Annotated in this window: 19 protein-coding genes and 1 pseudogene; 11 read left to right on the forward strand and 9 right to left on the reverse strand. The window is 69.2% G+C overall.

Features of this window, described 5'->3' with window-relative positions; translation table 11 throughout:
* Nucleotides 1-40: 40 nt before the first annotated feature.
* Nucleotides 41-187, reverse strand: a pseudogene (locus tag ACE3UA_RS15650) (2Fe-2S iron-sulfur cluster-binding protein); the annotation flags it as partial.
* A gap of 204 nt (nt 188-391) precedes the next feature.
* Between ACE3UA_RS15650 and ACE3UA_RS15655 the strand changes: the two are divergent.
* Entirely contained in the window at nt 392-1,093 is a 702-nt protein-coding gene (locus ACE3UA_RS15655; RefSeq protein WP_374646752.1) for a GntR family transcriptional regulator, read from the forward strand.
* Nucleotides 1,094-1,131: 38 nt separating this feature from the next.
* On the opposite strand, the gene hutU is transcribed toward ACE3UA_RS15655, so the two are convergent.
* From hutU to hutI, 3 genes are read right to left on the reverse strand one after another with little or no spacing between them, the layout of a single operon-like run.
* Nucleotides 1,132-2,811: a urocanate hydratase gene (hutU, locus tag ACE3UA_RS15660; protein ID WP_374646754.1), complete on the reverse strand. Its 1,680-nt coding sequence runs from the start codon at nt 2,809-2,811 to the stop codon at nt 1,132-1,134.
* A gap of 48 nt (nt 2,812-2,859) precedes the next feature.
* A complete protein-coding gene (gene hutH, locus ACE3UA_RS15665) occupies nt 2,860-4,386 on the reverse strand; it encodes a histidine ammonia-lyase (RefSeq protein WP_374646756.1) in 1,527 nt (508 codons plus the stop codon).
* On the reverse strand, nt 4,383-5,582 hold the full coding sequence (gene hutI, locus ACE3UA_RS15670) for an imidazolonepropionase (protein ID WP_374646758.1): 1,200 nt from the start codon (nt 5,580-5,582) through the stop codon (nt 4,383-4,385). The genes hutH and hutI overlap by 4 nt, the downstream gene beginning before the upstream one ends.
* Before the next feature lie 101 nt (nt 5,583-5,683).
* Here hutI and ACE3UA_RS15675 point away from each other — a divergent pair, with 101 nt between their 5' ends.
* The gene (locus ACE3UA_RS15675) at nt 5,684-7,045 is read left to right on the forward strand and encodes a formimidoylglutamate deiminase (RefSeq protein ID WP_374646760.1); all 1,362 of its coding nucleotides are present in this window, start codon (nt 5,684-5,686) and stop codon (nt 7,043-7,045) included.
* A gap of 10 nt (nt 7,046-7,055) precedes the next feature.
* On the opposite strand, the gene ACE3UA_RS15680 is transcribed toward ACE3UA_RS15675, so the two are convergent.
* Together ACE3UA_RS15680 and ACE3UA_RS15685 are read right to left on the reverse strand one after the other, a co-directional pair.
* Nucleotides 7,056-8,501, reverse strand: a complete 1,446-nt coding sequence (locus tag ACE3UA_RS15680) for an amidohydrolase family protein (RefSeq protein ID WP_374646762.1) — start codon at nt 8,499-8,501, stop codon at nt 7,056-7,058.
* Entirely contained in the window at nt 8,498-9,184 is a 687-nt protein-coding gene (locus ACE3UA_RS15685; protein WP_374646764.1) for a GntR family transcriptional regulator, read from the reverse strand. Before ACE3UA_RS15685 ends, ACE3UA_RS15680 begins: the two co-directional genes overlap by 4 nt.
* Nucleotides 9,185-9,361: 177 nt before the next feature.
* On the opposite strand from ACE3UA_RS15685, the gene ACE3UA_RS15690 reads away from it, so the two are divergent.
* The 9 genes from ACE3UA_RS15690 (at nt 9,362) to ACE3UA_RS15730 (ending at nt 19,120) form a co-directional block, all read left to right on the forward strand.
* Nucleotides 9,362-10,927 carry an ABC transporter substrate-binding protein gene (locus tag ACE3UA_RS15690; protein ID WP_374646766.1) on the forward strand — a complete coding sequence of 522 codons (1,566 nt, stop codon included), beginning with the start codon at nt 9,362-9,364 and terminating at the stop codon, nt 10,925-10,927.
* Nucleotides 10,928-10,992: 65 nt separating this feature from the next.
* Nucleotides 10,993-11,976 carry an ABC transporter permease gene (locus ACE3UA_RS15695; RefSeq protein WP_374646768.1) on the forward strand — a complete coding sequence of 328 codons (984 nt, stop codon included), beginning with the start codon at nt 10,993-10,995 and terminating at the stop codon, nt 11,974-11,976.
* Nucleotides 11,977-11,990: 14 nt separating this feature from the next.
* On the forward strand, nt 11,991-12,908 hold the full coding sequence (locus ACE3UA_RS15700; RefSeq protein WP_374646770.1) for an ABC transporter permease: 918 nt from the start codon (nt 11,991-11,993) through the stop codon (nt 12,906-12,908).
* Between the two features lie 5 nt (nt 12,909-12,913).
* On the forward strand, nt 12,914-13,882 hold the full coding sequence (locus ACE3UA_RS15705) for an ABC transporter ATP-binding protein (protein ID WP_374646772.1): 969 nt from the start codon (nt 12,914-12,916) through the stop codon (nt 13,880-13,882).
* Entirely contained in the window at nt 13,879-14,904 is a 1,026-nt protein-coding gene (locus ACE3UA_RS15710) for an ABC transporter ATP-binding protein (protein ID WP_374646774.1), read from the forward strand. The genes ACE3UA_RS15705 and ACE3UA_RS15710 overlap by 4 nt, the downstream gene beginning before the upstream one ends.
* Nucleotides 14,901-15,584, forward strand: a complete 684-nt coding sequence (locus ACE3UA_RS15715) for a flavin reductase family protein (RefSeq protein ID WP_374646776.1) — start codon at nt 14,901-14,903, stop codon at nt 15,582-15,584. The genes ACE3UA_RS15710 and ACE3UA_RS15715 overlap by 4 nt, the downstream gene beginning before the upstream one ends.
* Nucleotides 15,581-16,762 carry an amidohydrolase family protein gene (locus ACE3UA_RS15720; protein WP_374646778.1) on the forward strand — a complete coding sequence of 394 codons (1,182 nt, stop codon included), beginning with the start codon at nt 15,581-15,583 and terminating at the stop codon, nt 16,760-16,762. The genes ACE3UA_RS15715 and ACE3UA_RS15720 overlap by 4 nt, the downstream gene beginning before the upstream one ends.
* Nucleotides 16,759-18,249 (forward strand): chlorohydrolase family protein, encoded by a 1,491-nt coding sequence (locus ACE3UA_RS15725; RefSeq protein WP_374646780.1) that lies wholly within the window; start codon nt 16,759-16,761, stop codon nt 18,247-18,249. The genes ACE3UA_RS15720 and ACE3UA_RS15725 overlap by 4 nt, the downstream gene beginning before the upstream one ends.
* Before the next feature lie 97 nt (nt 18,250-18,346).
* Complete coding sequence (locus ACE3UA_RS15730; protein ID WP_374646782.1) at nt 18,347-19,120, forward strand: GntR family transcriptional regulator; 774 nt, start codon at nt 18,347-18,349, stop codon at nt 19,118-19,120.
* 30 nt (nt 19,121-19,150) lie between these two features.
* On the opposite strand, the gene ACE3UA_RS15735 is transcribed toward ACE3UA_RS15730, so the two are convergent.
* From ACE3UA_RS15735 to ACE3UA_RS15745, 3 genes are read right to left on the reverse strand one after another with little or no spacing between them, the layout of a single operon-like run.
* Nucleotides 19,151-19,906, reverse strand: a complete 756-nt coding sequence (locus tag ACE3UA_RS15735) for an amino acid ABC transporter ATP-binding protein (protein ID WP_374646784.1) — start codon at nt 19,904-19,906, stop codon at nt 19,151-19,153.
* Nucleotides 19,903-20,871, reverse strand: coding sequence for an amino acid ABC transporter permease (locus ACE3UA_RS15740; RefSeq protein WP_374646786.1), 969 nt, complete (start codon nt 20,869-20,871; stop codon nt 19,903-19,905). Before ACE3UA_RS15740 ends, ACE3UA_RS15735 begins: the two co-directional genes overlap by 4 nt.
* 5 nt (nt 20,872-20,876) lie before the next feature.
* Entirely contained in the window at nt 20,877-22,178 is a 1,302-nt protein-coding gene (locus ACE3UA_RS15745; RefSeq protein ID WP_374646788.1) for an NAD(P)/FAD-dependent oxidoreductase, read from the reverse strand.
* Nucleotides 22,179-22,185: the final 7 nt, after the last annotated feature.

The following is a 22,185-nucleotide window of genomic DNA, read 5'->3' on the forward strand; positions in this document are numbered from 1 at the left end:
CGGCGAGCATCAGGCAGGAGCAGACCGGCGCGCCGTCGAGCAGGACCGTGCAGGCCCCGCATTCGCCTTCCAGGCAGCCCTCCTTGACCCCCGTCAATCCGGCGGCGCGCAGCGCGGTGGAGAGCCTGTCGCCGGGGGCGGCCGGAAGCTCGGTCGTCCGGCCGTTCAGGGTCAGGGGGATGGGCACGCCGAGGCTCCGCTTGTGGTCGGGGCCGAGGCTAGCGCATCCGCGGCACCGGCGCTTTGGCGGAATTCGACCGGGCTGTCCTTTGCCCGACCTGCGACCTTGGGCCGCAGGAACGGTCGGGGGCCGGGGCCGGAAAGGATGGATTGCTTCGCCGCGCGCCTTGGGCCAAACCGTAGGGGAAACGCCGAGGGGATGCCTTACGCGATGACGACGACCAGGGATCGAACGCCGACACGGACGGAACGGGTGCAGATCGCCTTGCGGCAGGCGATCCTGCAGCAGCGCCTGACCCCCGGCACCCGCTTGCCCGAGGATGCGATCGGAGAGGCCTTCGGCGCCTCGCGCACCATCGCGCGCGAGGCGCTTGGCCGCCTGGCCGCCGAGGGGCTGGTGGAACTGATCCCGAACCGCGGGGCCTTTGTCGCGAACCCGTCGCTGGAGGAGGGGCGGGGCATCTTCGTGATCCGGGCCGCGCTGGAACGGGCGATGGTGCGCCAGCTTGCGGGCCGGATCGACGCTTCGGTGGTCGAGCGGCTGCGGCAGATGGTCGAGGAAGAGTCGCGCCTGGCGCAGGAAAGCGAGGTGGAGGCGATCCGGCTGGCGGCCGAGTTCCATTTCTATCTGGCCAGCCTGACCGGCAATGCCGTGCTGGAACGCTATCTGACCGAGATCGTCTCGCGCTGTTCGCTGGTGCTGGCGATGTACGGGCGGCAGCACTCCGCCGATTGCGGCGCGCGCGAGCATCGCCAGATCGTCGAGGCGCTGGTCGCGGGCGAGTTCGAGCGGGCGGGAGATCTGATGGAGCGCCATGTCGAGGACGTCGCCGCGCGCGGGCAGCTGTCGGTGCGGCCGCAGAACGATGTCCGCGAGGTCCTGTCCGATCTGGCGCGCATGACCGGGGGATAGCGCGCGGCGTGCCGTGACGGGCACGCCGCAGGCCGGGTCTACAGGATTCCCGGCAGGTTCAGCCCGTGTTCGCGGGCACAGTCCAGCGCGATGTCATAGCCGGCATCGGCATGGCGCATCACGCCGGTGGCCGGGTCGTTCCACAGCACACGCTCGATCCGGCGGTCGGCGTCCCGGGTCCCGTCGCAGCAGATCACCATGCCCGAGTGCTGGCTGAACCCCATGCCCACGCCGCCGCCATGGTGCAGGCTGACCCAGGTCGCCCCCGAGGCGGTGTTCAGGAGCGCGTTGAGGAGCGGCCAGTCGCTGACCGCATCCGAGCCGTCGCGCATCGCCTCGGTCTCGCGGTTGGGGCTGGCGACCGAGCCGCTGTCCAGATGGTCGCGGCCGATCACCACCGGGGCCTTCAGCTCGCCGTTGCGCACCATCTCGTTGATCGCGAGGCCGGCGCGGTGCCGGTCGCCCAGGCCGATCCACATGATGCGCGCGGGCAGGCCCTGGAAGGCGATGCGCTCGCGCGCCATGTCCAGCCAGTTGTGCAGATGGGCGTTGTCGGGGAACAGTTCCTTCATCCGCTGGTCGGTCTTGTAGATATCCTCGGGGTCGCCCGAGAGCGCGGCCCAGCGGAAGGGGCCGATGCCGCGGCAGAAGAGCGGCCGGATATAGGCGGGCACGAAACCGGGAAAGGCGAAGGCGTTTTCTAGCCCCTCCTCCTTGGCCATCTGGCGGATGTTGTTGCCGTAATCGACGGTGGGCACGCCCGCGTCATGGAAGGCCACCATGGCCGCGACCTGCACGCGCATCGAGGCCCGGGCGGCCTTTTCGACGGCCTTCGGATCGCTTTCCTGCCGCGCGCGCCATTCGGCGACGGTCCAGCCCTGCGGCAGGTAGCCGTGGACCGGGTCATGCGCCGAGGTCTGGTCGGTGACGATGTCGGGGCGCGGCCCGCCGGCCTGCATCCGGCGCAGCAGTTCGGGGAAGACATCGGCCGCGTTGCCGATCAGCGCCACCGACTTCGCCTCGCCCGCGCGGGTCCAGCGGTCGATCATCGCCAGCGCCTCGTCAAGGCTGTGGGTCTTGGCGTCGCAATAGCGGGTGCGGATGCGGAAATCGGCGCGGGTCTCGTCGCATTCCACGGCAAGGCAGCAGGCCCCGGCCATCACGGCGGCCAGCGGCTGCGCCCCGCCCATGCCGCCCAGGCCGGCGGTCAGGATCCACCTGCCCCTGAGGTCGCCGCCATAATGCTGGCGGCCCGCTTCGGCGAAGGTCTCGTAGGTGCCCTGCACGATGCCTTGCGTGCCGATGTAGATCCAGGATCCGGCGGTCATCTGGCCATACATCGCCAGGCCCTTGCGGTCCAACTCGTTGAAATGGTCCCAGGTCGCCCAGTGCGGCACCAGGTTCGAGTTGGCGATCAGCACGCGCGGCGCGTCCTTGTGGGTGCGGAACACGCCGACCGGCTTGCCCGATTGCACCAGCAGGGTCTGGTCCTCCTCCAGCGCGCGCAGGCTGGCGACGATCTGGTCGAAGTCCTTCCAGGTGCGGGCGGCGCGGCCGATGCCGCCGTAGACCACCAGCTCATGCGGGTTTTCGGCGACGTCGGGATGCAGGTTGTTCATCAGCATCCGCAGGGGCGCCTCGGTCAGCCAGCTTTTCGCGCTGATCTCGGTGCCGGTCGGGGGAAAGACGTCGCGGATGTTGTGGCGGGGATTGGTCATCGTCGGTCTCTTGCGTCGGGGGCCGGATCGGCCGGGTTTGAAAGGGGATCAGGGGGCCACGCCGTCGATGCCGGCGGCGCGGATCAGGGCGCCGTCGCGGACCAGCGCGGCGGCCTTTTCCAGATCGGGGGCAAGGAAACGGTCCTGCTGCACCGGCGCCACCTCGGCGCGCAGGGCGGCAAGCACGGTCTGGAGCCGGGCCGAGGTCTTGAGGGGGGCGCGGAACTCGATCCCCTGCGCGGCGCAGATCGCCTCGACGCCGAGGATCACGGCAAGGTTGTCGTTCATCCGCCCCAGCCGCCGCGCGCCATGGGCGGCCATGGAGACGTGGTCCTCCTGGTTGGCGGAGGTCGGGGTCGAGTCGGTCGAGCAGGGGTTGGCGAGATGCTTGTTCTCGCTCATCAGGGCGGCGGTCGTCACCTCGGCGATCATCAGGCCGGAGTTCAGGCCGGGATCGGGGGTCAGGAAGGGCGGCAGGTCGTGGCTGAGGGTGGGATCCACCATCAGCGCCACGCGCCGCTGGGCGATCGCGCCGATCTCGGCCACGGCAAGCGCGATCTGGTCGGCGGCGAAGGCGACCGGCTCGGCGTGGAAGTTCCCGCCGGACACGATCCGGCCGTTGGACAGCACCAGCGGGTTGTCGGTGACGGCATTCGCCTCGATCTGAAGCGTGCGCGAGGCATAGCGCAGGATGTCCAGCGCCGCCCCGGCGACCTGGGGCTGGCAGCGGATGCAATAGGGGTCCTGCACCCGGCTGTCGCCCTCGCGGTGGCTTTCCCGGATCTCGGAGCCCTCCATCAGCGCGCGCATCTGGCGGGCCACCTCGATCTGGCCGGGATGGCCGCGCAGGTCGTGGATTTCCGGCTGCAGCGGCGCGGTCGAGCCCATGATCGCATCGGTGGAAAGCGCGGCGGTGACCATCGAGGCCACGGCATTGCGCCAGCCGTTGAACAGCCCCACCAGCGCCAGCGCGGTGGAGAACTGGGTGCCGTTGATCAGCGCGAGCCCTTCCTTCGGGCCCAGCACCACCGGCGTGAGACCCGCACGCGCGAGGGCCTTGTCGCCGGCCATGCGCTGGCCTTCCACCACGGCCTCGCCGGCGCCGATCATCACGGCGGTCATGTGCGCCAGCGGCGCCAGGTCGCCCGAGGCCCCGACCGAGCCTTGCGACGGGATCACCGGCACCACGCCACGCTCCAGCATCGCCTCGATCAGGGCGACGATCTCCCAGCGCACGCCGGAGGCGCCGCGCCCGAGGCTGAGGAGCTTCAGCGCCATCATCAGCCGGGTGGTGGCGGCGTCCAGCGGCTCGCCCACGCCGCAGCAATGCGACAGGATCAGGTTGCGCTGCAGCGTCGCGGTGTCCTGCGCGGCGATCTTGACCGAGGCCAGTTTGCCGAAGCCGGTGTTGACCCCGTAGACGGCCGCGCCCCCCTGCGCCGCAGCCTCGATCCGGGCCGCCGCCGCCTCGACCGGGCCACGGGCGGCCGGGTCCAGCCGCGCCGCATGGCCTTCGCGCCAGAGGGTTTCCAGCTGGGCCAGGGTCGCGGCGCCGGGGATGAGGGTGATGGTCATTCGGAGCCTCCGAAAATGCGGGAATGAAGGGGGTTGAACCCGATGCGCCAGGCAAGTTCGGCCGGGTTCGCCAGGTTCCAGATCGCCAGGTCGGCGCGCAGGCCGGGCGCGATGCGGCCGCAGTCCGCAAGGCCAAGGGCGCGGGCGGCCTCGACCGTGACGCCGCGCAGGGCTTCTTCCGGGGTCAGGCGGAACAGGGTGCAGCCCATGTTCATGGTCAGGAGCAGCGAGGTCACCGGCGAGGTGCCGGGGTTGCAGTCGGTCGACAGCGCCATCGGCACGCCATGCGCGCGGAAGGCGGCGACGGGGGGCATCTGCCTTTCGTGCAAGGTGTAGAAGGCCCCCGGCAGCAGGACCGCGACCGTGCCCGAGGCGGCCATCAGCGCCGCGTCCCCGGCCGTGGCATATTCCACATGATCCGCCGAAAGCGCGCCATAACGCGCGGCCAGCGCGGTGCCGCCCTGATGCGAGAGTTGTTCGGCATGAAGCTTGACCGGCAGGCCCAGATCCTGCGCCAGGTCGAAGACGCGCGCGATCTGGGCAGTGTCGAAGGCGATGCCCTCGCAAAAGCCGTCGACGGCATCGACCAGCCCCTCGGCATGGGCGGCGCGGAGCGTGGGCAGGCAGACCTCGGTCAAATAGTCGTCGGGCCGGCCCTTGTATTCGGGCGGGCAGGCATGGGCGCCAAGATAGGTGGTGCGGACCCGGACCGGGCGCAGCCGCGCCAGTTGCCGCGCGGCGCGCAGCATCCGCAGCTCGGCCTCCCGCTCCAGCCCATAGCCCGATTTCACCTCGATAGTGGTCAGGCCCTCGGCGATCAGCGCATCGAGGCGGGGCAGGGCCTGCGCGACCAGTCCGGCCTCGTCCGCCGCGCGGGTGGCGCGGACGGTGGAGAGGATGCCGCCCCCGGCGCGGGCGATCTCCTCATAGTTGGCGCCCTGCAGGCGCATCTCGAATTCGCGGGCGCGGTCGCCGCCGAAGACGATGTGGCTGTGGCAGTCGATCAGCGCGGGCGTGACAAGACGGCCGCCAAGATCGCGGCGCGGAGCCTTCGCATGTTCGGCGGGCAGGTCGGCCCCGGCCCCGGTCCACAGGATGCGGCCCTGATCCAGAACCACCGCGCCGCCTTCGATCATGCCGTAGCCGGGCCCCTCCAGCGTGGCGATCCGGGTGTTGATCAGGATTTCGGGTGTCATCTGGTCTCCTGTCGTATCGAGACGCTTGTTTTATGCGCTGTTAATTGTAATATGTCTGCACATATATTTCCTGTCAACATGCGAATGGAACGGGGCGCGACATGACGGTTCTCTGGGCGGAACAGGCACTTCTGGCGGATGGCTGGGCGCGGGGCGTGCGAATCCGGGTCGATGACAGCGGCCGAATCGCCGAGGTCGCGGCGGGGCAGGAGCCGGAAGGAGAGCGCCATGCGATCCTGCTGCCGGCGCCCGCAAACCTGCACAGCCATGCCTTCCAGCGCGCCATGGCCGGGGTGACCGAGCGTCGCGGGCCGGATCCGCGCGACTCGTTCTGGACCTGGCGGCAGCTGATGTACCGCTTTCTCGACCGTCTGGGCCCGGAGGATGTAGAGGCGATTGCCGCCTTCGTGCAGATGGAGATGCTGGAGGCGGGCTATGCCTGCAATGTCGAGTTCCATTACCTGCACCACCGCCCCGGCGGGTTGCCCTATGACGACCTGGCCGAGATGTCGGCCCGGATCGCGGCGGCGGCGCGGACCACGGGCATCGGGCTGACGCTGCTGCCGGTGCTGTATCAACATGGCGGCTGCGATGGCCGCGCGCTGGGGCCGGGCCAGATCCGCTTTGGCAACGATCCGGAGCGTTTCGCCCGGCTGATGGACGGCGCGCGGGCGGCGCTGGCGCCGCTGCCGCCGGACACGCTGCTGGGCGTCGCCCCGCACAGCCTGCGGGCGGTCGGCCCGGAGGCCCTGGGCGGGGTGGTCGGGCTGGGCGACGGGCCGATCCACATGCACCTGGCCGAGCAACTGGCCGAGGTCGAGGAGGTGAGCGCCGCCCGGGGCGCGCGGCCGGTGCGCTGGCTTCTGGACAATGCGGCGGTGGATGGGCGCTGGTGCCTGATCCACAGCACGCAGATGGAGCCGGACGAGACCCTGGCGCTGGCGGCCACGGGGGCGGTGGCGGGGCTGTGCCCGATCACCGAATCCTCGCTGGGCGACGGCATCTTCGACGGGGTGCGCTGGCTGGGGGCGGGGGGGCGGTTCGGGATCGGGTCGGACAGCAACATCCGCATCGCGCTGTCCGAGGAACTGCGGACGCTGGATTATTCGCAGCGGCTGCGGGATCGGTCGCGGGCGGCGCTGGCGCGGCCCGATGCCTCGACCGGGCGGGTGCTGTTCGAGGGCGCGGCACGCGGCGGGGCGCAGGCGGCCGGGCGGCCCTCGGGCGCGATCGCGCCGGGGCTCTGGGCCGACCTTCTGGCGCTGGACGGGGCGGCGGTCGACCTGATCGGCAAGACCGGCGACACGATCCTGGACGCCTGGATCTTCGCGGGCGACGACCGGATGGTGCTGGATGTCTGGTCGGCGGGCCGCCATCTGGTGCAGGGCGGCCGCCATATCGCGCGCGAGGCGATCCGCGCCCGCTATGTCGCGACCCTGGGCCGGTTGAAGGACGCCTTGTGAGAGACCCTGGCTAGCGCCGGGTGCCGGAGGGCCGGAACGCCGCGGCCTCTCGCCGCGCCCGGCCCCAGATCTGCGGCGATTCCCGGCGCGTGTCGGCGTGGCCCGAGAGCCGGAACACGCTTTCGGCCTGGGCCTGGGCCTCGTCCAGGATCGCGTCCAGGTCGAGATGGGGGATGCGGCGCTGGTCCATCAGGACGCGGCCGTCGACGATGACCGTGTCCACATCCCCGGCCGCCGCGAAATGGGTCAGCCGGTTCACAGCCATGACCGGCGGCCAGAGATGCGGCTGCCGTCCGTCGACCAGGATGACGTCCGCCTTCTTGCCGGCCTCGATCGAGCCGATCTCGTCGCCAAGGCCAAGGACCCGGGCCGCGTCGATGGTGCACATCTCCAGCGCCTTGCCGTCAGGCAGGACGTTGGGATCGCGGAAATGGCGGCGATGGTAGTGCAGCGCCTGGGCCATGTGGCGGAACATGTCGAAGCCCCGGTCCGGCGCACCGGCATCCGAGCCGAGGCAGACGGCGATGCCCGCCTCGATCAGTTCGGGCACCGGACAGCGGCCGAGGATCGACATGATCGCGCTGGGATTGTGGATGATGGCGCCGCCGCTGGCCTGGAGCGCGGCGAAATCGGCCTCGGTCAGGTCGACCGAATGGCTGAGCGCGGCGCGGGGCGACAGGAGGCCAAGGTCATGGGCCAGCGCGATGGTCCCGCCGCGATGGCCGTCCTGGGTGAAAAGCGTCCCGCGCCGGTCCTGCAACTCACGGATCGCGGCGGACATGCGCCGGATCTCGGGGCCGTCGCTCTCCATGTGGTCGGCCGCGTAGACCGGCAGGATCAGGGCGACGCCGGTGCGGTGCGACAGGACCGCGTCGTGGCGGGTGATGAGTTCGTCGCAGACCGCCAGTTGCTCGTCGAAGCTGACGGCGCGGCGCTCGGGTCCGAAGTGGCGCGGAAAGGGCAGGCGGCCGGGGCCGACCGCCATGATGGTGCGCAGGCCGGATTCGACGGTTGCGGCGGCATGGGCGTCCCCGGCCTCGGTCGTGTCGGTGCGCATCACGTCGCCACCCCCGCCGAGGAGCGAGACGGCCGTGGTCACGCCCGCGCGCAGGCGTTCCGCCTGGGCCAGCCGCGCCTCGGCCCGCCAGAAGGCGGGGGTTGCGGCAAAGGCGTAGATGTCCTGGCAGATGCTGAACCAGAGTTCGCCGTCGCCATCCCCGGCGGCGCGGACGAGGCCGTGGCCCGCGTGCGAATGGGCGTCGATCAGGCCGGGCAGGGCGATCAGGCCGGGCCGGTCGATGACCTGCCGGGCGGCGGGGGGCTGGCCGGTGCCGACGGCGCTGATCCGGTCGCCGTCGATGGCGATCCAGCCGCCCTCGATCACGCGGCGGTCCGGGTCGAGGGTGACGATGCTGGCGCAACGCAAGAGGAGGTCGTGGCTTGCGGGCGTGGTCATGCGAGAAGCTCCTTCAGGTCCATGCTCGGCTCTTCGCCATTGTCGAGGTCGAGCTTGCGCTCGAGGTGGTCGATGTGATCGTCCATGAGGTGTCGGGCGCGCGCGGTGTCGCGGGCACGGATCGCGGCCACGATCTCGGCATGTTCGTCCGGCCCGCAGTCGGCCTGGCTGCGGCTTTGATACATCGCCACGATCAGCGAGGTGCGCGACACCAGATCGCGCAGCACCTCGCCAAGGTAGGGCGAGCCGGCAACCTCGCCGATCAGCAGGTGGAAGCCCCCCGAAAGCCGGATCGCGGCCCTGGTGTCGCCCTGCTGGCGGGCCTGCCGCTCCTGATCCACATGCGCCTGTAGCCGGTCGAGGATGGCCGGGGTCGCGATCTCGCACAGCCGGGCGGCGAGGGGGGCCTCGATGATGCGCCGGGCGAAGAAGATGTCGCGCGCCTCGTCGATCGAGGGCTGCGCGACGAAGGCCCCGCGATGCGGGACCAGCGTGACGAGGCCGTCGCGTTCAAGGGCGGTCAGCGCATGCCGGACGCGGGCGCGACTCGCCGAGAAGATCTCGGCCAGCTGTTCCTCCTTGAGGCGGGTGCCGGGGCGCAGTTTCCGCTCGGCAATCGACATCCAGAGCCGGTTGTAGATTTCGGTCTGCGGGGATTCGGCGGCTGGTTCGACATCGTACATCTTCGATATCCTCCTGTCCCTTCGCGCATTTTCCCGATTGTCGAAGGCTATGCTAACAGTATTGCATGCACAAGCAAAAAAAATTGTAGACAATGAGATGGTGCTATGTATGCAATATGAGCATTGCTGGCATGCATGCAGGAAAAACCGGCCAGCGCACCACAGGGAGGTTTCCACATGCTTCGTCTTCTGATGATGTCCGCCGCCGCATCGGCCGTTCTGGCCGCCGGTGCCAGCGCCGAGACGCTGCGCTATGCCACGGCCCGCGATGTCTACGGGCTGGACCCGCATGGCGTCACCGACAGTTTCACCAACATCTTCACGCATCACATCTATGAGCCGCTGGTGCGCTATGACGCGGAACTGAACATCGAGCCGGCGCTTGCGACCCGCTGGGAGGTGATCGAGCCGACGCGCGTGCGCTTCTTCCTGCGCGAGGGCGTGAAGTTCCACGAGGGGCAGGACCTGGACGCCGAGGACGTCGCGGTCTCGCTGATGCGGATGGTGAACGAGAAATCGCCGATGAAGGGCAACCTTCCCGGCCTGAAGGCGGTGGAGGTGGTCGATCCGCTGACCGTGGACCTGATCCTGGATGGCCCCTCGCCGATCCTGAACAACTACCTGACCAACGCCTTCATCATGGACAAGGGCTGGCTCGAGGAACATGACGCCGTTGCCCCCATCGACGCCAGCCAGGGCGAGGAGGGCTATACCACCAACAACGCGAACGGGACCGGCCCGTTCAAGCTGGAAAGCCGCCGTCCGGATGCGATGAACGTCCTGGTCGCCAACGAGGGCTGGTGGGACACCCCGGCGCACAACCTGACCCGGATCGAGCATACGCCCATCGCCTCGGACGCGACGCGGGTGGCGGCGCTCCTGTCGGGCGAGATCGACCTGATCGAGCCGGCGCCCCTGCAGGATGCCGCCCGGATCGAAGAGGCGGACGGCGTTCACATGCTGGAGAATGCCGGGCTGCGCACCATCCTTCTGGGGATCAACCATGGCGACGCGCTGGTCGACGGCAATGTCGAGGGCAATCCGCTGAAGGACGTCCGCGTCCGCAAGGCGCTGACGCTGGCGATCAACATGGACCTGATCCGCGACAAGATCATGCGCGGCAAGTCGCGCAACACCGGATCGATGATCGCGCCGCAGGTTCGCGGCTATTCCGACGAGCTGGACGCGCGCGCGCCCTATGACGTCGAGGCGGCCAAGGCGCTTCTGGCCGAGGCGGGCTATCCCGAGGGCTTTGCCTTCAACTTCAACTGCCCGAACGACCGCTACGTCAACGACGAGGCGATCTGCCAGGCCATTGCGGCGATGTGGGCCCAGGCCGGGCTGGAGCCGCGCCTGGTGACGGAACCGCGCCAGATGCACTTCCAGAAGGTCGACAACCACGCCGTCGACGTCTTCATGCTGGGCTGGGCGACGCTGCCGATGCTGGACGGGTTCTCGGTCCTGTCGGCCATGCTGGCGACGACGGAAGGCGAATACGGCACCTTCACCCCGGCCGGCTATTCCAACCCGCGGGTGGACGAGCTGACCAAGGCCATCGCGACCGAGATGGACGCCGACAAGCGCAGCGCGATGATGATCGAGGCGCTGGGGCTGGCCAAGGAGGATTACGTCTGGATCCCGCTGCACCAGCAGCCGATGTCCTGGGCGGCGCGCGATACGGTCGAGCTTCCGCAGGCGGCCGATGACCTGGTGCGCCTGTGGTACGCCAAGGTCGCGAAGTGATCCGCCGGGGCGGGCGCCGACATGCCCGCCCCCTCCTTCGGTCCTGAGGCACGGGAGGTTTCGCCATGCTCGGATTTCTTGTTCGCCGCGTCATCCAGTCGGTCTTCGTGATGCTCGCGGTTGCGCTGATCGCCTTCCTGATGTTCCGTTTCATGGGTGACCCGGTCAACTCGATGGTCACCGAGAATGCCAGCACCGAAGAGCGCGAGGCCGTGCGTGAACGCCTTGGCCTCGACCAGCCGCTGTGGATGCAATACGGCCGCTTCGTGGCCCGTGCGGCGCAGGGCGACTTCGGTCTTTCCTGGCGCAATGCCCGCCCGGTCTCGACGCTTCTGGCGGAACGGCTCCCCGCCACGGCCGAGCTTGTCCTGGTCGCGGCCACCCTGTCGCTGGTGCTGGGGATCCCGCTGGGCATCCTGACCGCGCTGCGGCCGCGCAGTTTCCCGGCGCAGTCGCTGCAGCTGATCTCGCTGATCGGGATCTCGTTGCCGACCTTCGTGACCGGCATCCTGCTGATCCTGGTCTTTTCGGTCTGGCTGGGCTGGCTGCCCTCGTTCGGCAGGGGCGATGTCGTGGACATCGGCTGGTGGTCGACCGGCTTTTTCACCCTGGCGGGGCTGAAGGCGCTGATCCTGCCGTCGGTCATGCTGTGCCTGTTCCAGCTTACCCTGATCATGCGCCTGGTGCGGGCCGAGATGCTGGAGGTCCTGCGGACCGACTATATCAAGTTCGCCCGGGCGCGCGGCCTGTCCAACCGCTCGATCCACTTCCGCCATGCGCTGAAGAACACGCTGATCCCGGTGATCACCATCTTCGGGTTGCAGCTCGGCGGGCTGATCGCCTTTGCCATCGTCACCGAGACGGTCTTCCAGTGGCCCGGGATGGGGGCGCTCTTCATCCAGGCGGTCAGCTTCGGCGACGTTCCGGTGATGGCGGCCTATCTGGTGCTGGTCAGCCTGATCTTCGTCATCATCAACACCACGGTCGACCTGCTCTATGCGGTGCTCGACCCCCGCCTGCGCGTCGATGGCGCGCGCGGCGCGCATTGAGACCGGGGGATACCATGGCCATGCAAGCCCTTTCCCGCGCCTATTCCAGCGACCTTGCCTGGAGCTTCCGGCACTCCTGGACGGCGCGCATCTCTACCCTTCTGCTGGCGGTCCTGTTCCTTGCCGCCCTGCTGGCGCCGCTTCTGGCGACGCAGAACCCCTATGACATCTCGCAGCTGTTCCTTCTGGACAGCGAATTGCCGCCGGCCTGGGCCGAGGGGGGCGATCCCCGCTATTTCCTTGGCACCGACGAACAGGCGCGCGACGTCTATTCCTCGATCCTCTACGGGTTGCGCCTGTCCTTGATCGTGGGCTTTGCCAGCGTGGCGCTGGCGGGAGCCATCGGCATCTCGCTGGGCCTTCTGGGCGGGTTCCTGGGCGGGATGGTCGATGGCGCGATCATGCGCGTCGCCGATATCCTGCTGAGCTTTCCGGCAATCCTGGTGGCGCTGCTGGTCAACGGCATCGCCCGGGGAATCCTGCCCCCCGACCGTCACGCCGATGCGGCGATCTGGGTGCTGATCCTGGCGATCGGACTGACGAACTGGGTGCAATATGCCCGCACCGTCCGCGGCTCGACCATGGTCGAGCGGCAGAAGGAATATGTCCAGGCCGCGCGGATCAACGGGGTCTCGGGGGCGGGCATCATGGTGCAGCACATCCTGCCGAATGTCCTGGGCCCGGTGCTGGTGATCGCGACGATCAACCTTGGCATGGCGGTCCTGACCGAGGCGACGCTCTCTTTCCTTGGCGTGGGGATGCCGACGACCCAACCCTCGCTGGGGACGCTGATCCGGATCGGCAACGAATACCTGTTCTCCGGCATCTGGTGGGTGGTGATCTTTCCGTCGATCGTTCTTGTCGTGCTTGTCCTGGCGGTGAACCTGCTGGGCGACTGGCTGCGCGACGCCCTGAATCCCAGGCTGAGGTAAGCGCGATGACCCTTCTGTCCGTCAAGAACCTGACCGTCGCCTTTTCCGGACGCTCGGGCACCGTCAACGCCATCGAGGATGTGAGCCTGGAGCTTGAGCCGGGCGAGATCCTGGGGATGGTCGGCGAAAGCGGGGCCGGGAAGTCCATGACCGGCGCCGCGATCATCGGGCTGATCGAGCCCCCCGGCCGCATCAGTGCCGGCGAAATCCGGCTGGAGGGCGAGCGGATCGACAACCTGCCGCCCGAGGCGATCCGCCGGATCCGGGGCCGCCGGATCGGGGCGATCTTCCAGGACCCGCTGACCAGCCTCAACCCGGTGCTGACCGTGGGCGAGCAGCTGATCGAGACGATCCGGACCCATCTGAAGTTGCCGCGCGAGGCCGCCCGGGCCCGTGCGATCGACTGGCTGCGCCGGGTCGGCATTCCCGCCCCCGAGGCGCGGATCGACACCTATCCGCACCAGTATTCCGGCGGCATGCGGCAGCGCGTCGTCATCGCGCTGGCCCTGTGCGCCGAGCCGAGGCTGGTCATCGCGGACGAGCCGACGACGGCACTCGACGTCAGCGTGCAGGCGCAGATCATCGCGCTGTTGCGCCAGCTGGCGCGGGAAACCGGGGTCGCGGTGATCCTGGTCACCCACGACATGGGCGTGATCGCCGAGACGGCGGACCGGGTGGCCGTCATGTATGCCGGGCGGATCGTCGAGGTCGGGCCGGTGGCCGAGGTGCTGCGCGCGCCGCGCCATCCCTATACCTCGGGCCTGATGGCCTCGATCCCCCGGATCGGCCCGCGCCCGGACATCCTGCCGCAGATCGAGGGGGCGATGCCGCGTCCCCATGCGCGGCCGCCGGGCTGTGCCTTCGCCCCGCGCTGCCCGCACAGGTTCGCGCCCTGCGGCGATGCGCGGCCGGAACTGACCGGAACCCCGGTCCGGGCCGTCGCCTGCCACCTGACCACGGAGGTGCCCGCATGACCGCGCCCGAGCCCCTGCTGACCGTCTCGGGGCTGCGAAAGACCTTCGATCTTTCGCAGCCCTTCCTGAACCGCCTGCTTTCGGGCGGCGACAGGCGCTTTGTCCATGCCGTGGACGGCGTGGACTTCACCATTCCGCGCGGCACGACCCTGTCGCTGGTCGGCGAATCCGGCTGCGGCAAGTCGACGGTGGCCAAGCTTCTGATGGGGCTGGCCCGGCCCACGGCGGGCAGCATCCGTTTCGACGGGCACGAGCTTGCCGGAACCGTCGCGGGCGAGCCGCCCGCCGTGCGGCGCCGGATGCAGATGATCTTCCAGGACCCCTACGCCAGCCTCAATCCGCGCTGGCGGGTGGCACGCATCATCGCCGAGCCGATGAAAAGCTTCGGCACCCATCCCGATCCCGCCGCGCGCCGCAGGGAGGTGGACCGCCTGCTGGAGTTCGTCGGGCTTTCGGCGGCGGATGGCGAGAAGTTCCCGCATGAATTCTCGGGCGGGCAACGGCAGCGGATCTCGATCGCGCGGGCGATCTCGACCAAGCCCGAGTTCCTGGTCTGCGACGAGCCGACCTCGGCGCTGGACGTGTCGGTGCAGGCGCAGATCCTGAACCTGATGCGGTCGCTGCAGCGCGAGCTGGGGCTGACCTATCTTTTCATCAGCCACGACCTTGCGGTGGTGAACTACATCTCGGACTGGATCGGCGTGATGTATCTGGGCCGGCTGGTGGAGCTTGCGCCGGCGGACCGGATATTCGCCGAACCGCAGCACCCCTATACGCGCCTGCTGCTGGAGACGGTGCCCGACATCTCGATGACGCACCGCGACCAGGAGCGTCCCGCCGGCGAGGTGCCGAACCCGATCACCCCGCCGCGCGGCTGCCATTTCCATCCCCGCTGCCCTCTGGCCGATGACAGGTGCCGCAGCGAGGTGCCGGATTTCCTGGCCCGGGACGGCGCCCGGGTGCGCTGCCATGCGGTCGAGGAAGGCCGCATCGGTTCCTTCCCGCTGCGAAAGGCCGGATGATGGAGTTCGATTTCACCCGGCTTCCGGCCGCCGACCGCTATCGTCTGCTGACCAATTTCGTCGGCCCGCGCCCGATCGCGCTGGTGACCACCCGGTCCGAGGCCGGGCATGACAATGCCGCGCCGATGAGCTTTTTCAACGTCTTCTCGCAAGAGCCGCCGATCGTGATCCTGGGGGTCCAGACGCGCGCCGACGGGGCCGAGAAGGATACGGCGGTGAACATCCGCCGCACCGGGCAGTTCTGCGTGAACATGGTCGACATGGAGCTGGCCGAGGCGATGATCCTGTGCGGCATCAACTTCGCCCGCGACATCGACGAACCGGCGCTGGCGGGGCTGGAGATGCGGGACTGCCGCCAGATCGCCGCCCGTTTCGTCCGCCGCTCGCCCTGTGCGATGGAATGCCGGGTGGAGCGGATCATCGACTTTCCCCGCCGTGCGATCATCCTGGGCGAAGTGGTCGAGATGACGGTGCGCGACGACTGCCTGGACGCGCAGGGCCGCTATGTCGATCCCTCGGTCTACCAGCCGATCGCGCGGCTGCATGCGGACAATTACATCGTGGCCGACCGCCAGTTCGAGCTGCGCCCCCCGCCGCAGGCCAAGGCCTGGGAGGCCGGGCTTGATCTGCCGGTCGCGGGACGGGAAGTGATGGAACTCCAGCCGCCGGAGGGCACATGACCGGGATCCTGTTGCGCAACATCCGTCCGCTTGGCGGCCCTTCGGTGGATCTCGCGATCCGGGACGGACGCATCGAGGCCATGGCGGAAGGGCTTTCGGCCGATGGTCTGACGGTCGAGGAGGGGGACGGCGCGATCTGCGTGCCGGGGCTGGTCGAGGCGCATACCCATCTGGACAAGACGGTGATGGGCATGGGCTGGTATGCCAATGCCGTCGGCACCGATCTTCGGGCGATGATCGACAACGAACGCGCCGAGCGCCGGCGGCTTGGCCTGGATGTCGGCCGCCAGGCGATGCGTCATGCGCTGGCGCTGGTCGGCAACGGCACGACGCATGTCCGGACGCATGTCGATGTCGATACCGAGAACGGGCTGGACGGGTTGCGGGACGTCCTGTCGCTGCGCGGGGTGCTCGATATCCAGATCGTCGCGTTTCCGCAGTCCGGGCTGATGATCCGGCCCGGCACGGCGGAGTTGCTGGACCAGGCGATGGCAATGGGGGCGGATCTGGTCGGGGGCCTTGATCCCTGCGCGGTGGACCGGGACCCGAAGGGACATCTCGACACGGTCTTCGCGCTTGCCGACCGCCATGGCGCGGGGGTCGACATCCACCTGCACGAACCCGGCGAGATGGGCGCCTTCTCACTGGAGCTGATCTGCGAGCGGACGCGCGCGCTGGGGATGGCGGGAAAGATCACGGTCAGCCATGGCTTCTGCCTCGGGATGCCGGATGCGCGCCGGACCGAGGCGCTGATCGACGGGCTGGCCGCGCTGGACATCGCGGTGATGACGACGGGGGCGCCTTCGCGCGAGGTGCCGTCGGTGCCGCGCCTGCGGGCGCGCGGGATCAGGATGGGCGCGGGCTGCGACGGGGTGCTGGACACCTGGAATCCGTGGAACCGGCCCGACATGCTGGACCGCGCCCGCATCGTCGCCCAGAAGAACAACATGCGTTCGGACGCGGATCTGGCGGCGGTGCTGGATCTGTGTTCCTCGGGCGGGGCGCGGGCCATCGGGATCGAGGGTCACGGCCTGACCGAGGGCGCGCCCGCCGATCTTGCCCTCTTGCCCGGCGAGACTCTGGCCGCTGCCGTGGCCCAGGGCGGGCCGGTCCTCATGACGCTGAAGGGCGGCGTGGTTGCCGCGCGTCGCGGCAAGGCATTGATGGAGGCCCCATGACCCTTTCGGCTTTGACCCTTGGGAAGCGGCCCGCCGGCCGTACCGCCCTGTCCGCGCGCTGGATCGTGGCGCATCAGGCGGGCGGGCACCGGCTGCTCGAGAATGGCGAGGTGGTGATCGAGGGCGACCGTATCCTCCATGTCGGCCCGCGCTTCGGGGGTGAGGTCGCGCGCCGGATCGATCTGGGCGAGGTGCTGGTCTCGCCGGGATTGATCGACCTCGATGCGCTGTCCGATCTCGACACGACGACGCTTGGCGTCGACTGCGGCCCGGCCTGGGCCAAGGGGCGGGTCTGGCCGGAAAGCTATGTCGCGCGGGGCCCTTACGAGATGTACACGCCCGAGGAGCTTGCCTTCCAGAAGCGCTTCGGCTTTGCGCAGCTTCTGTGCAACGGCATCACTTCGGCGCTGCCGATCGCCTCGCTGTTCTATCGCGAATGGGGCGAGACGGTGGCCGAGTTCGAGGCCGCCGCCGAGGCGGCCGGGGCGCTTGGGCTGCGGGTCTGGCTGGGGCCGGCCTATCGCGCGGGCGGGATGGTCTGCACCGCGCCCGGCGTGCTGGAGCCGCGTTTCGACGAGGGCAGGGGCCTGTCCGGTCTTGCCGATGCCATCGCCTTCGTCAAGGCGCAGGCCGGGCGGTTCGGGGGGCTGGTCCAGGGGATGCTGGCGCCCGACCGGGTGGAGACCTGCACCGAGGCGCTGGTGCGGCGCACGATGGATGCCGCGCGCGACCTGGACGTGCCGGTGCGGCTGCACATGGCGCAGGGCCGGATGGAGCGCGACACCGTGCAGGCCCTGCATGGCACCACCGCGCCGCAATGGCTGGCGGGGTTCGGGGCGCTGAACGACCGGCTGATCGCGCCGCATGCCGTCCAGGCCACCGAGACCGACCTCGCGCTATACGCCGACCATGGCGTCACGGTCGCGCATTGCCCGCTGGTCTTTGCGCGGACGGGCGAAATGCTGCGGTCCTTCGCCAGGTTGCGCCGCATGGGGATCCGCATCGGCATGGGCACGGACACCGCCCCGCCCGACATGGTGCTGAACATGGCGGTGGCGGTGATGATGGCGCGGGCGGCGGGCGACGGGCTGACCGAGACCGCGCCGGAACATGTCTTCGACGCCGCCACCATCGGCGGGGCAGAGGCGCTGCATCGCCCCGACCTCGGCCGGCTGGAGGCCGGGGCCAAGGCCGACATCGCGGTCTTCGACATGGCGGATGCGCTGATGGCCCCCCGGGTCGATCCGATCCGCACGCTGATCCTGGGGGCGACGGGCCGCGTCACGCGGGCGGTGTTCGTGGACGGCCGCCTGTCGATGCGGGACGGAGAGGTTGCCGGGATCGACATGGCCGAGGCCCGGCGCAGGGCGCAGGTGCAGTTCGACGGGCTGGTGTCGCGCTATCCCGACCGGACCTGGGGCCATCCGCCGGTGGCTGCGATCTTCCCCCCGGCCTATCCGGCCTGGACCGGAGAAGGCGTCGGCTGAAGGGCGACAGACCAGCCCCAGGCCTATGGCGGATCCGGCCGCGGCGGCCGGGTTGCATGCTTGCTTTACTTGACCGACGGCTCGCGGCTATTGTCTGATGACTGACAAGGCAGCATGGGCGGGCCAGGACAGGATGCTCGGCACCAGACCATTCCAGCCGCACAGGAAGATGGCCGAGCAGATCCGCGATGCGGTCAGCGACCATATCCGCGCGCGGGGCCTGAAGGCGGGGGACCGCATCCCCACCGAGGCAGACCTGTGCGCGGCCTTCGGCGTCTCGCGCCCGACGTTGCGCGAGGCCTTGCGCCTGCTGGAGCAGGAAAGGCTGATCGTGACCGAGCATGGCCGCGGCCGGTTCGTGACCGCGGCGGCGGCGCTGCATGTCGCCCGGCCGATCACCGTCTATGAAAGCATCACCCGGATGCTGGCGTCGCTGGGCCATGATCCGGAGACCCGGGTGCTTTCGTCGCGGGTCGCGCTTGCGGCCTCGGATCCGCAGGCGGCCCTCGCGCTGGGTCTGACGCCGGGGGCCGAGATTCTCGTGCTGGAACGGCTGCGCGAGGCGGGGGAGGAGGTTCTGGTCTATACCCTGGACGTGATCCCGATGGCGCTTCTGGCAGGCAGGCCGGTGGACACGGACCTGGCGGGTTCGGTCAACGAGCTTCTGGCCGACGCCGGCCACAGGCCGGTGATGTCCAGCGCCAATGTCGCGGCGGCCTTCCTGCCGGCGGGCGTGCTGCAGGGCCCCGCGAATGCCGAGCCCTGGCTTCTGGTGTCGGAAACCTGCCTGTCCGACAACGGCACCCCGGTGCTTTACGCCCGCGACTATCACCGCGGGTCGCTGATCTCGTTCAACTTCACGCGCCAGTGACGGCCTGGCCGAAGCCGCCGCGATCCCGTGCTAATGCAGCACCTGCCGGAGGAAGGCCCGGGTCCGGTCGCTTCTCGGGGCGGTGAAGAAGGTCGTGGGCGGACCCTGCTCGACGATCCGGCCCGCATCCATGAAGATCACCCGGTCTGCCACCTGCCGCGCAAAGCCCATCTCATGCGTCACGACCGCCATGGTCATGCCCTCGTCGGCAAGGGCCACCATCACGTCCAGCACTTCCTTGACCATCTCCGGATCCAGGGCCGAGGTCGGCTCGTCGAAGAGCATCACCTCCGGCTGCATGGCCACCGCGCGGGCGATGGCGACGCGCTGCTGCTGGCCGCCCGAAAGCTGCGCGGGGTATTTCGCGGCCTGTTCGGGGATGCGCACCTTCGACAGGTAATGCATCGCCCGGTCCCGCGCCGCGGTCGCGGAGAGGCCGCGCACCAGCCGCAGGGGCAGGGCGCAGTTCTCCAGAACCGTCAGATGCGGGAACAGGTTGAACTGCTGGAACACCATGCCGACCCGGCGGCGGATCTCCTCGACCACGGCCGGTTCGCGGGTCAGCCGGAGGCCCGCGACCTTGATCTCGCCGCTCTGGAAGCCCTCCAGCGCGTTCACGGTGCGGATCAGGGTGGACTTGCCGGACCCCGAGGGGCCGCAGATCACCAGCCGCTCGCCCTGCGCCACGGACAGGTTCACGTCGTGCAGCACCTGCAGCAGGCCATACCATTTGTTCAGGCCGGTGATCTGGATGGCGGGAGGGGCGCTGTCCTGTGCCGATGTCATCGCGTCGCCGCCTTGTTGAAATGGGTCTCGATCCGTTTCTGCGCCAGTTCCAGCACGATCGACATCAGCCAGTAGATCAGCGAGGCGGTGACCATCATCTCGATATGGCGGAACTCGGTCTGGCCCTGGGTGCGGGCCAGATACATCAACTCCCACACCCCCACGACCGAGACGAGCGAGCTGTCCTTCAGCATCGAGATGAACTGGTTCCCGGTCGGCGGGATGATCACCCGCATCGATTGCGGCAGGATGATCCGGGTCATCACCGAAACCGGCCGCATCCCCAGGGCGCGGGCGGCCTCCCACTGGCCCTTGGGGATGCTCTCGATCCCGGCGCGGAAGATTTCCGTCATGTAGGCGCCATAGCACAGCGACAGCGCCGCGATCCCGGTCGGGACCGCATCGACGACATAGCCCAGCTGCGGCAGGCCGAGGTAGATCATGTAGATCTGCATCAGGAGCGGCAGGCCCCGGAACAGCGAGGTATAGAAATGCGCGATGCCCTGCGCGATGCCGTTCGAGGACAGTTTGGCAATCGCCCCGATCAGCGCCAGCACCGTCGCGATGACGATGGAGACCGCCGAGATATAGAGCGTGGTCACCAGCCCCTGGGTGATCAGAAAGCCGATCTTGCGCTGGATGAAGGCAAAGCTGAGGTCGAAGGAATAGAAGAAGAGCAGGATCAGGGCGGCAAGCTCGGCCCAGACCAGCCAGACCTGCTGGCGCAGCGGCAGGCGCATCACCACGAAGATGTTGAAGCCGACCAGCACCGTCACGCAGGCGGCGGTCGCAAGGTTCAGCGCATTGCCCTCGGCCCCCGGCACGAGGCCCAGAACCAGCCGGCCAAGCGCGCCGTCGCCGGCCCGGAACCACCAGAGCGCCGCGAAGACCGCGGCCAGCACCGGCAGATAGACCGCGGGGCGCGAGAGGAGCGGCGGATAGTCGATGTTGTCCTTGTAATGCATGGCGGTCAGCCCTTGCGCTCGCGCCAGGCATCCATCGCCTGATAGCGCCAGTAGGTCAGCTGCACCGCCGCCATCCCCAGTGCGCCGCCGGTCCAGTCCAGGCCGAAGGGCGCGAAGGCGCGCCAGCGGTCGGACTGGCCCAGGATGCCTTCGGCGATCACGCGGCCGCCGATCGCGGTCGTGTTCATCCCGTGGCCGCCAAAGGCCGTGCAGTGCCACAGGCCCGAGGGCAGCCGGCCGATCTGCGGCATCAGGTGGCGGGCATAGGACATCAGCCCGGTCCAGGCCGTCTCGATCTCCAGCCCGGCCAGTTGCGGATAGGTGTCGGTCATGGTGCGGTGCAGGAGGCGGGCCAGGTCCTGCGGTTCCGAGGTGCGGGTGGTGATCTTGCCGCCCCAGAGCACGCGCTTGCCGTCATCGACCAGCCGGTAATAGTCGCCCGCCCTGCGGTCGTCCCCGATGGCCGAGCGGGTGTGGATCGCGCTGGCGATCAGCTCCGGCGCCTCGCGGGTGACCATCACATAGGTCGCGATCGGCAGGAAGGCGCGGTGCAGGGCCGGAACCAGCCGCTCGGTATAGCCGCCGGTGGTCACCACCACCTCGCGCGCCGAGATCCGGCCCTGCGGCGTGGTCACCGTCCAGCCGTCCGGTCCCCCTTCGATCCTGTCGGCGGGCGTCGCCTCGTGGATCGTCGCCCCGGCCGCTTCGGCCGCCCCGGCAAGGCCAAGGCAATAGGCCAGCGGATCGAAATGGAATGCGTTCCGGTCGTGCAGCGCCTGATGATAGCGCGGCGAGGTCAGGTGTTCGGCCAGGGCGGCGCGGTCAAGATGCTCTACCTCATAGCCGAATTCCCGCGCCAGCCAGTCGCGGCGATCCATGAGTTGCCGCCCCGCGTCGTAGCGCACGGCGCCAAGGATGCCGGGGCAGGGGGCCGCGGCGGAGATGCCGAACTCGCGGATGTTCCCGGCCACGATCTCCATCCCCTCGATGGACATGCGGAACAGCTCTTTCGCCGCCTCGGGGCCGATCCGGCCGGCGATGCCGTCGAGGCCCAGCGCGTAGCCCGGGCTGACGAAGCCGCCATTGCGCCCCGACGCCCCCCAGCCGATGCGGCGCGCCTCGAGCAGCACGACCCTGCGTCCGGCGCGGGCAAGGTGATGTGCCGTCGTCAGCCCGGCCAGGCCGCCGCCCACGACACAGACATCGGCCTCGGTCCGGGATTGCAGCGGGGGATGCAGCGGGATCTCGGCCGCGGCCTGACGGCGATACCAGACATCGGCATATTCGGTCGAAGACTTGGTCGGCATTTCGGTT

This window comes from Tabrizicola sp., assembly GCF_041919135.1.
GTDB lineage: Bacteria > Pseudomonadota > Alphaproteobacteria > Rhodobacterales > Rhodobacteraceae > Tabrizicola.

Bases quoted from the DNA above. Each gene is read 5' to 3' on its own strand.
- hutH (WP_374646756.1), bottom strand. From the start codon at position 4,386: ATGACCATCACCCTCATCCCCGGCGCCGCGACCCTGGCCCAGCTGGAA.
- hutU (WP_374646754.1), bottom strand. From the start codon at position 2,811: ATGACCAATCCCCGCCACAACATCCGCGACGTCTTTCCCCCGACCGGC.
- ACE3UA_RS15680 (WP_374646762.1), bottom strand. From the start codon at position 8,501: ATGACCACGCCCGCAAGCCACGACCTCCTCTTGCGTTGCGCCAGCATC.
- ACE3UA_RS15740 (WP_374646786.1), bottom strand. From the start codon at position 20,871: ATGCATTACAAGGACAACATCGACTATCCGCCGCTCCTCTCGCGCCCC.
- ACE3UA_RS15700 (WP_374646770.1), top strand. From the start codon at position 11,991: ATGGCCATGCAAGCCCTTTCCCGCGCCTATTCCAGCGACCTTGCCTGG.
- ACE3UA_RS15735 (WP_374646784.1), bottom strand. From the start codon at position 19,906: ATGACATCGGCACAGGACAGCGCCCCTCCCGCCATCCAGATCACCGGC.
- ACE3UA_RS15715 (WP_374646776.1), top strand. From the start codon at position 14,901: ATGATGGAGTTCGATTTCACCCGGCTTCCGGCCGCCGACCGCTATCGT.
- ACE3UA_RS15690 (WP_374646766.1), top strand. From the start codon at position 9,362: ATGCTTCGTCTTCTGATGATGTCCGCCGCCGCATCGGCCGTTCTGGCC.
- ACE3UA_RS15710 (WP_374646774.1), top strand. From the start codon at position 13,879: ATGACCGCGCCCGAGCCCCTGCTGACCGTCTCGGGGCTGCGAAAGACC.
- ACE3UA_RS15705 (WP_374646772.1), top strand. From the start codon at position 12,914: ATGACCCTTCTGTCCGTCAAGAACCTGACCGTCGCCTTTTCCGGACGC.
- ACE3UA_RS15655 (WP_374646752.1), top strand. From the start codon at position 392: ATGACGACGACCAGGGATCGAACGCCGACACGGACGGAACGGGTGCAG.
- ACE3UA_RS15685 (WP_374646764.1), bottom strand. From the start codon at position 9,184: ATGTACGATGTCGAACCAGCCGCCGAATCCCCGCAGACCGAAATCTAC.
- ACE3UA_RS15730 (WP_374646782.1), top strand. From the start codon at position 18,347: ATGACTGACAAGGCAGCATGGGCGGGCCAGGACAGGATGCTCGGCACC.
- ACE3UA_RS15745 (WP_374646788.1), bottom strand. From the start codon at position 22,178: ATGCCGACCAAGTCTTCGACCGAATATGCCGATGTCTGGTATCGCCGT.
- ACE3UA_RS15720 (WP_374646778.1), top strand. From the start codon at position 15,581: ATGACCGGGATCCTGTTGCGCAACATCCGTCCGCTTGGCGGCCCTTCG.
- ACE3UA_RS15675 (WP_374646760.1), top strand. From the start codon at position 5,684: ATGACGGTTCTCTGGGCGGAACAGGCACTTCTGGCGGATGGCTGGGCG.
- ACE3UA_RS15725 (WP_374646780.1), top strand. From the start codon at position 16,759: ATGACCCTTTCGGCTTTGACCCTTGGGAAGCGGCCCGCCGGCCGTACC.
- ACE3UA_RS15695 (WP_374646768.1), top strand. From the start codon at position 10,993: ATGCTCGGATTTCTTGTTCGCCGCGTCATCCAGTCGGTCTTCGTGATG.
- hutI (WP_374646758.1), bottom strand. From the start codon at position 5,582: ATGACACCCGAAATCCTGATCAACACCCGGATCGCCACGCTGGAGGGG.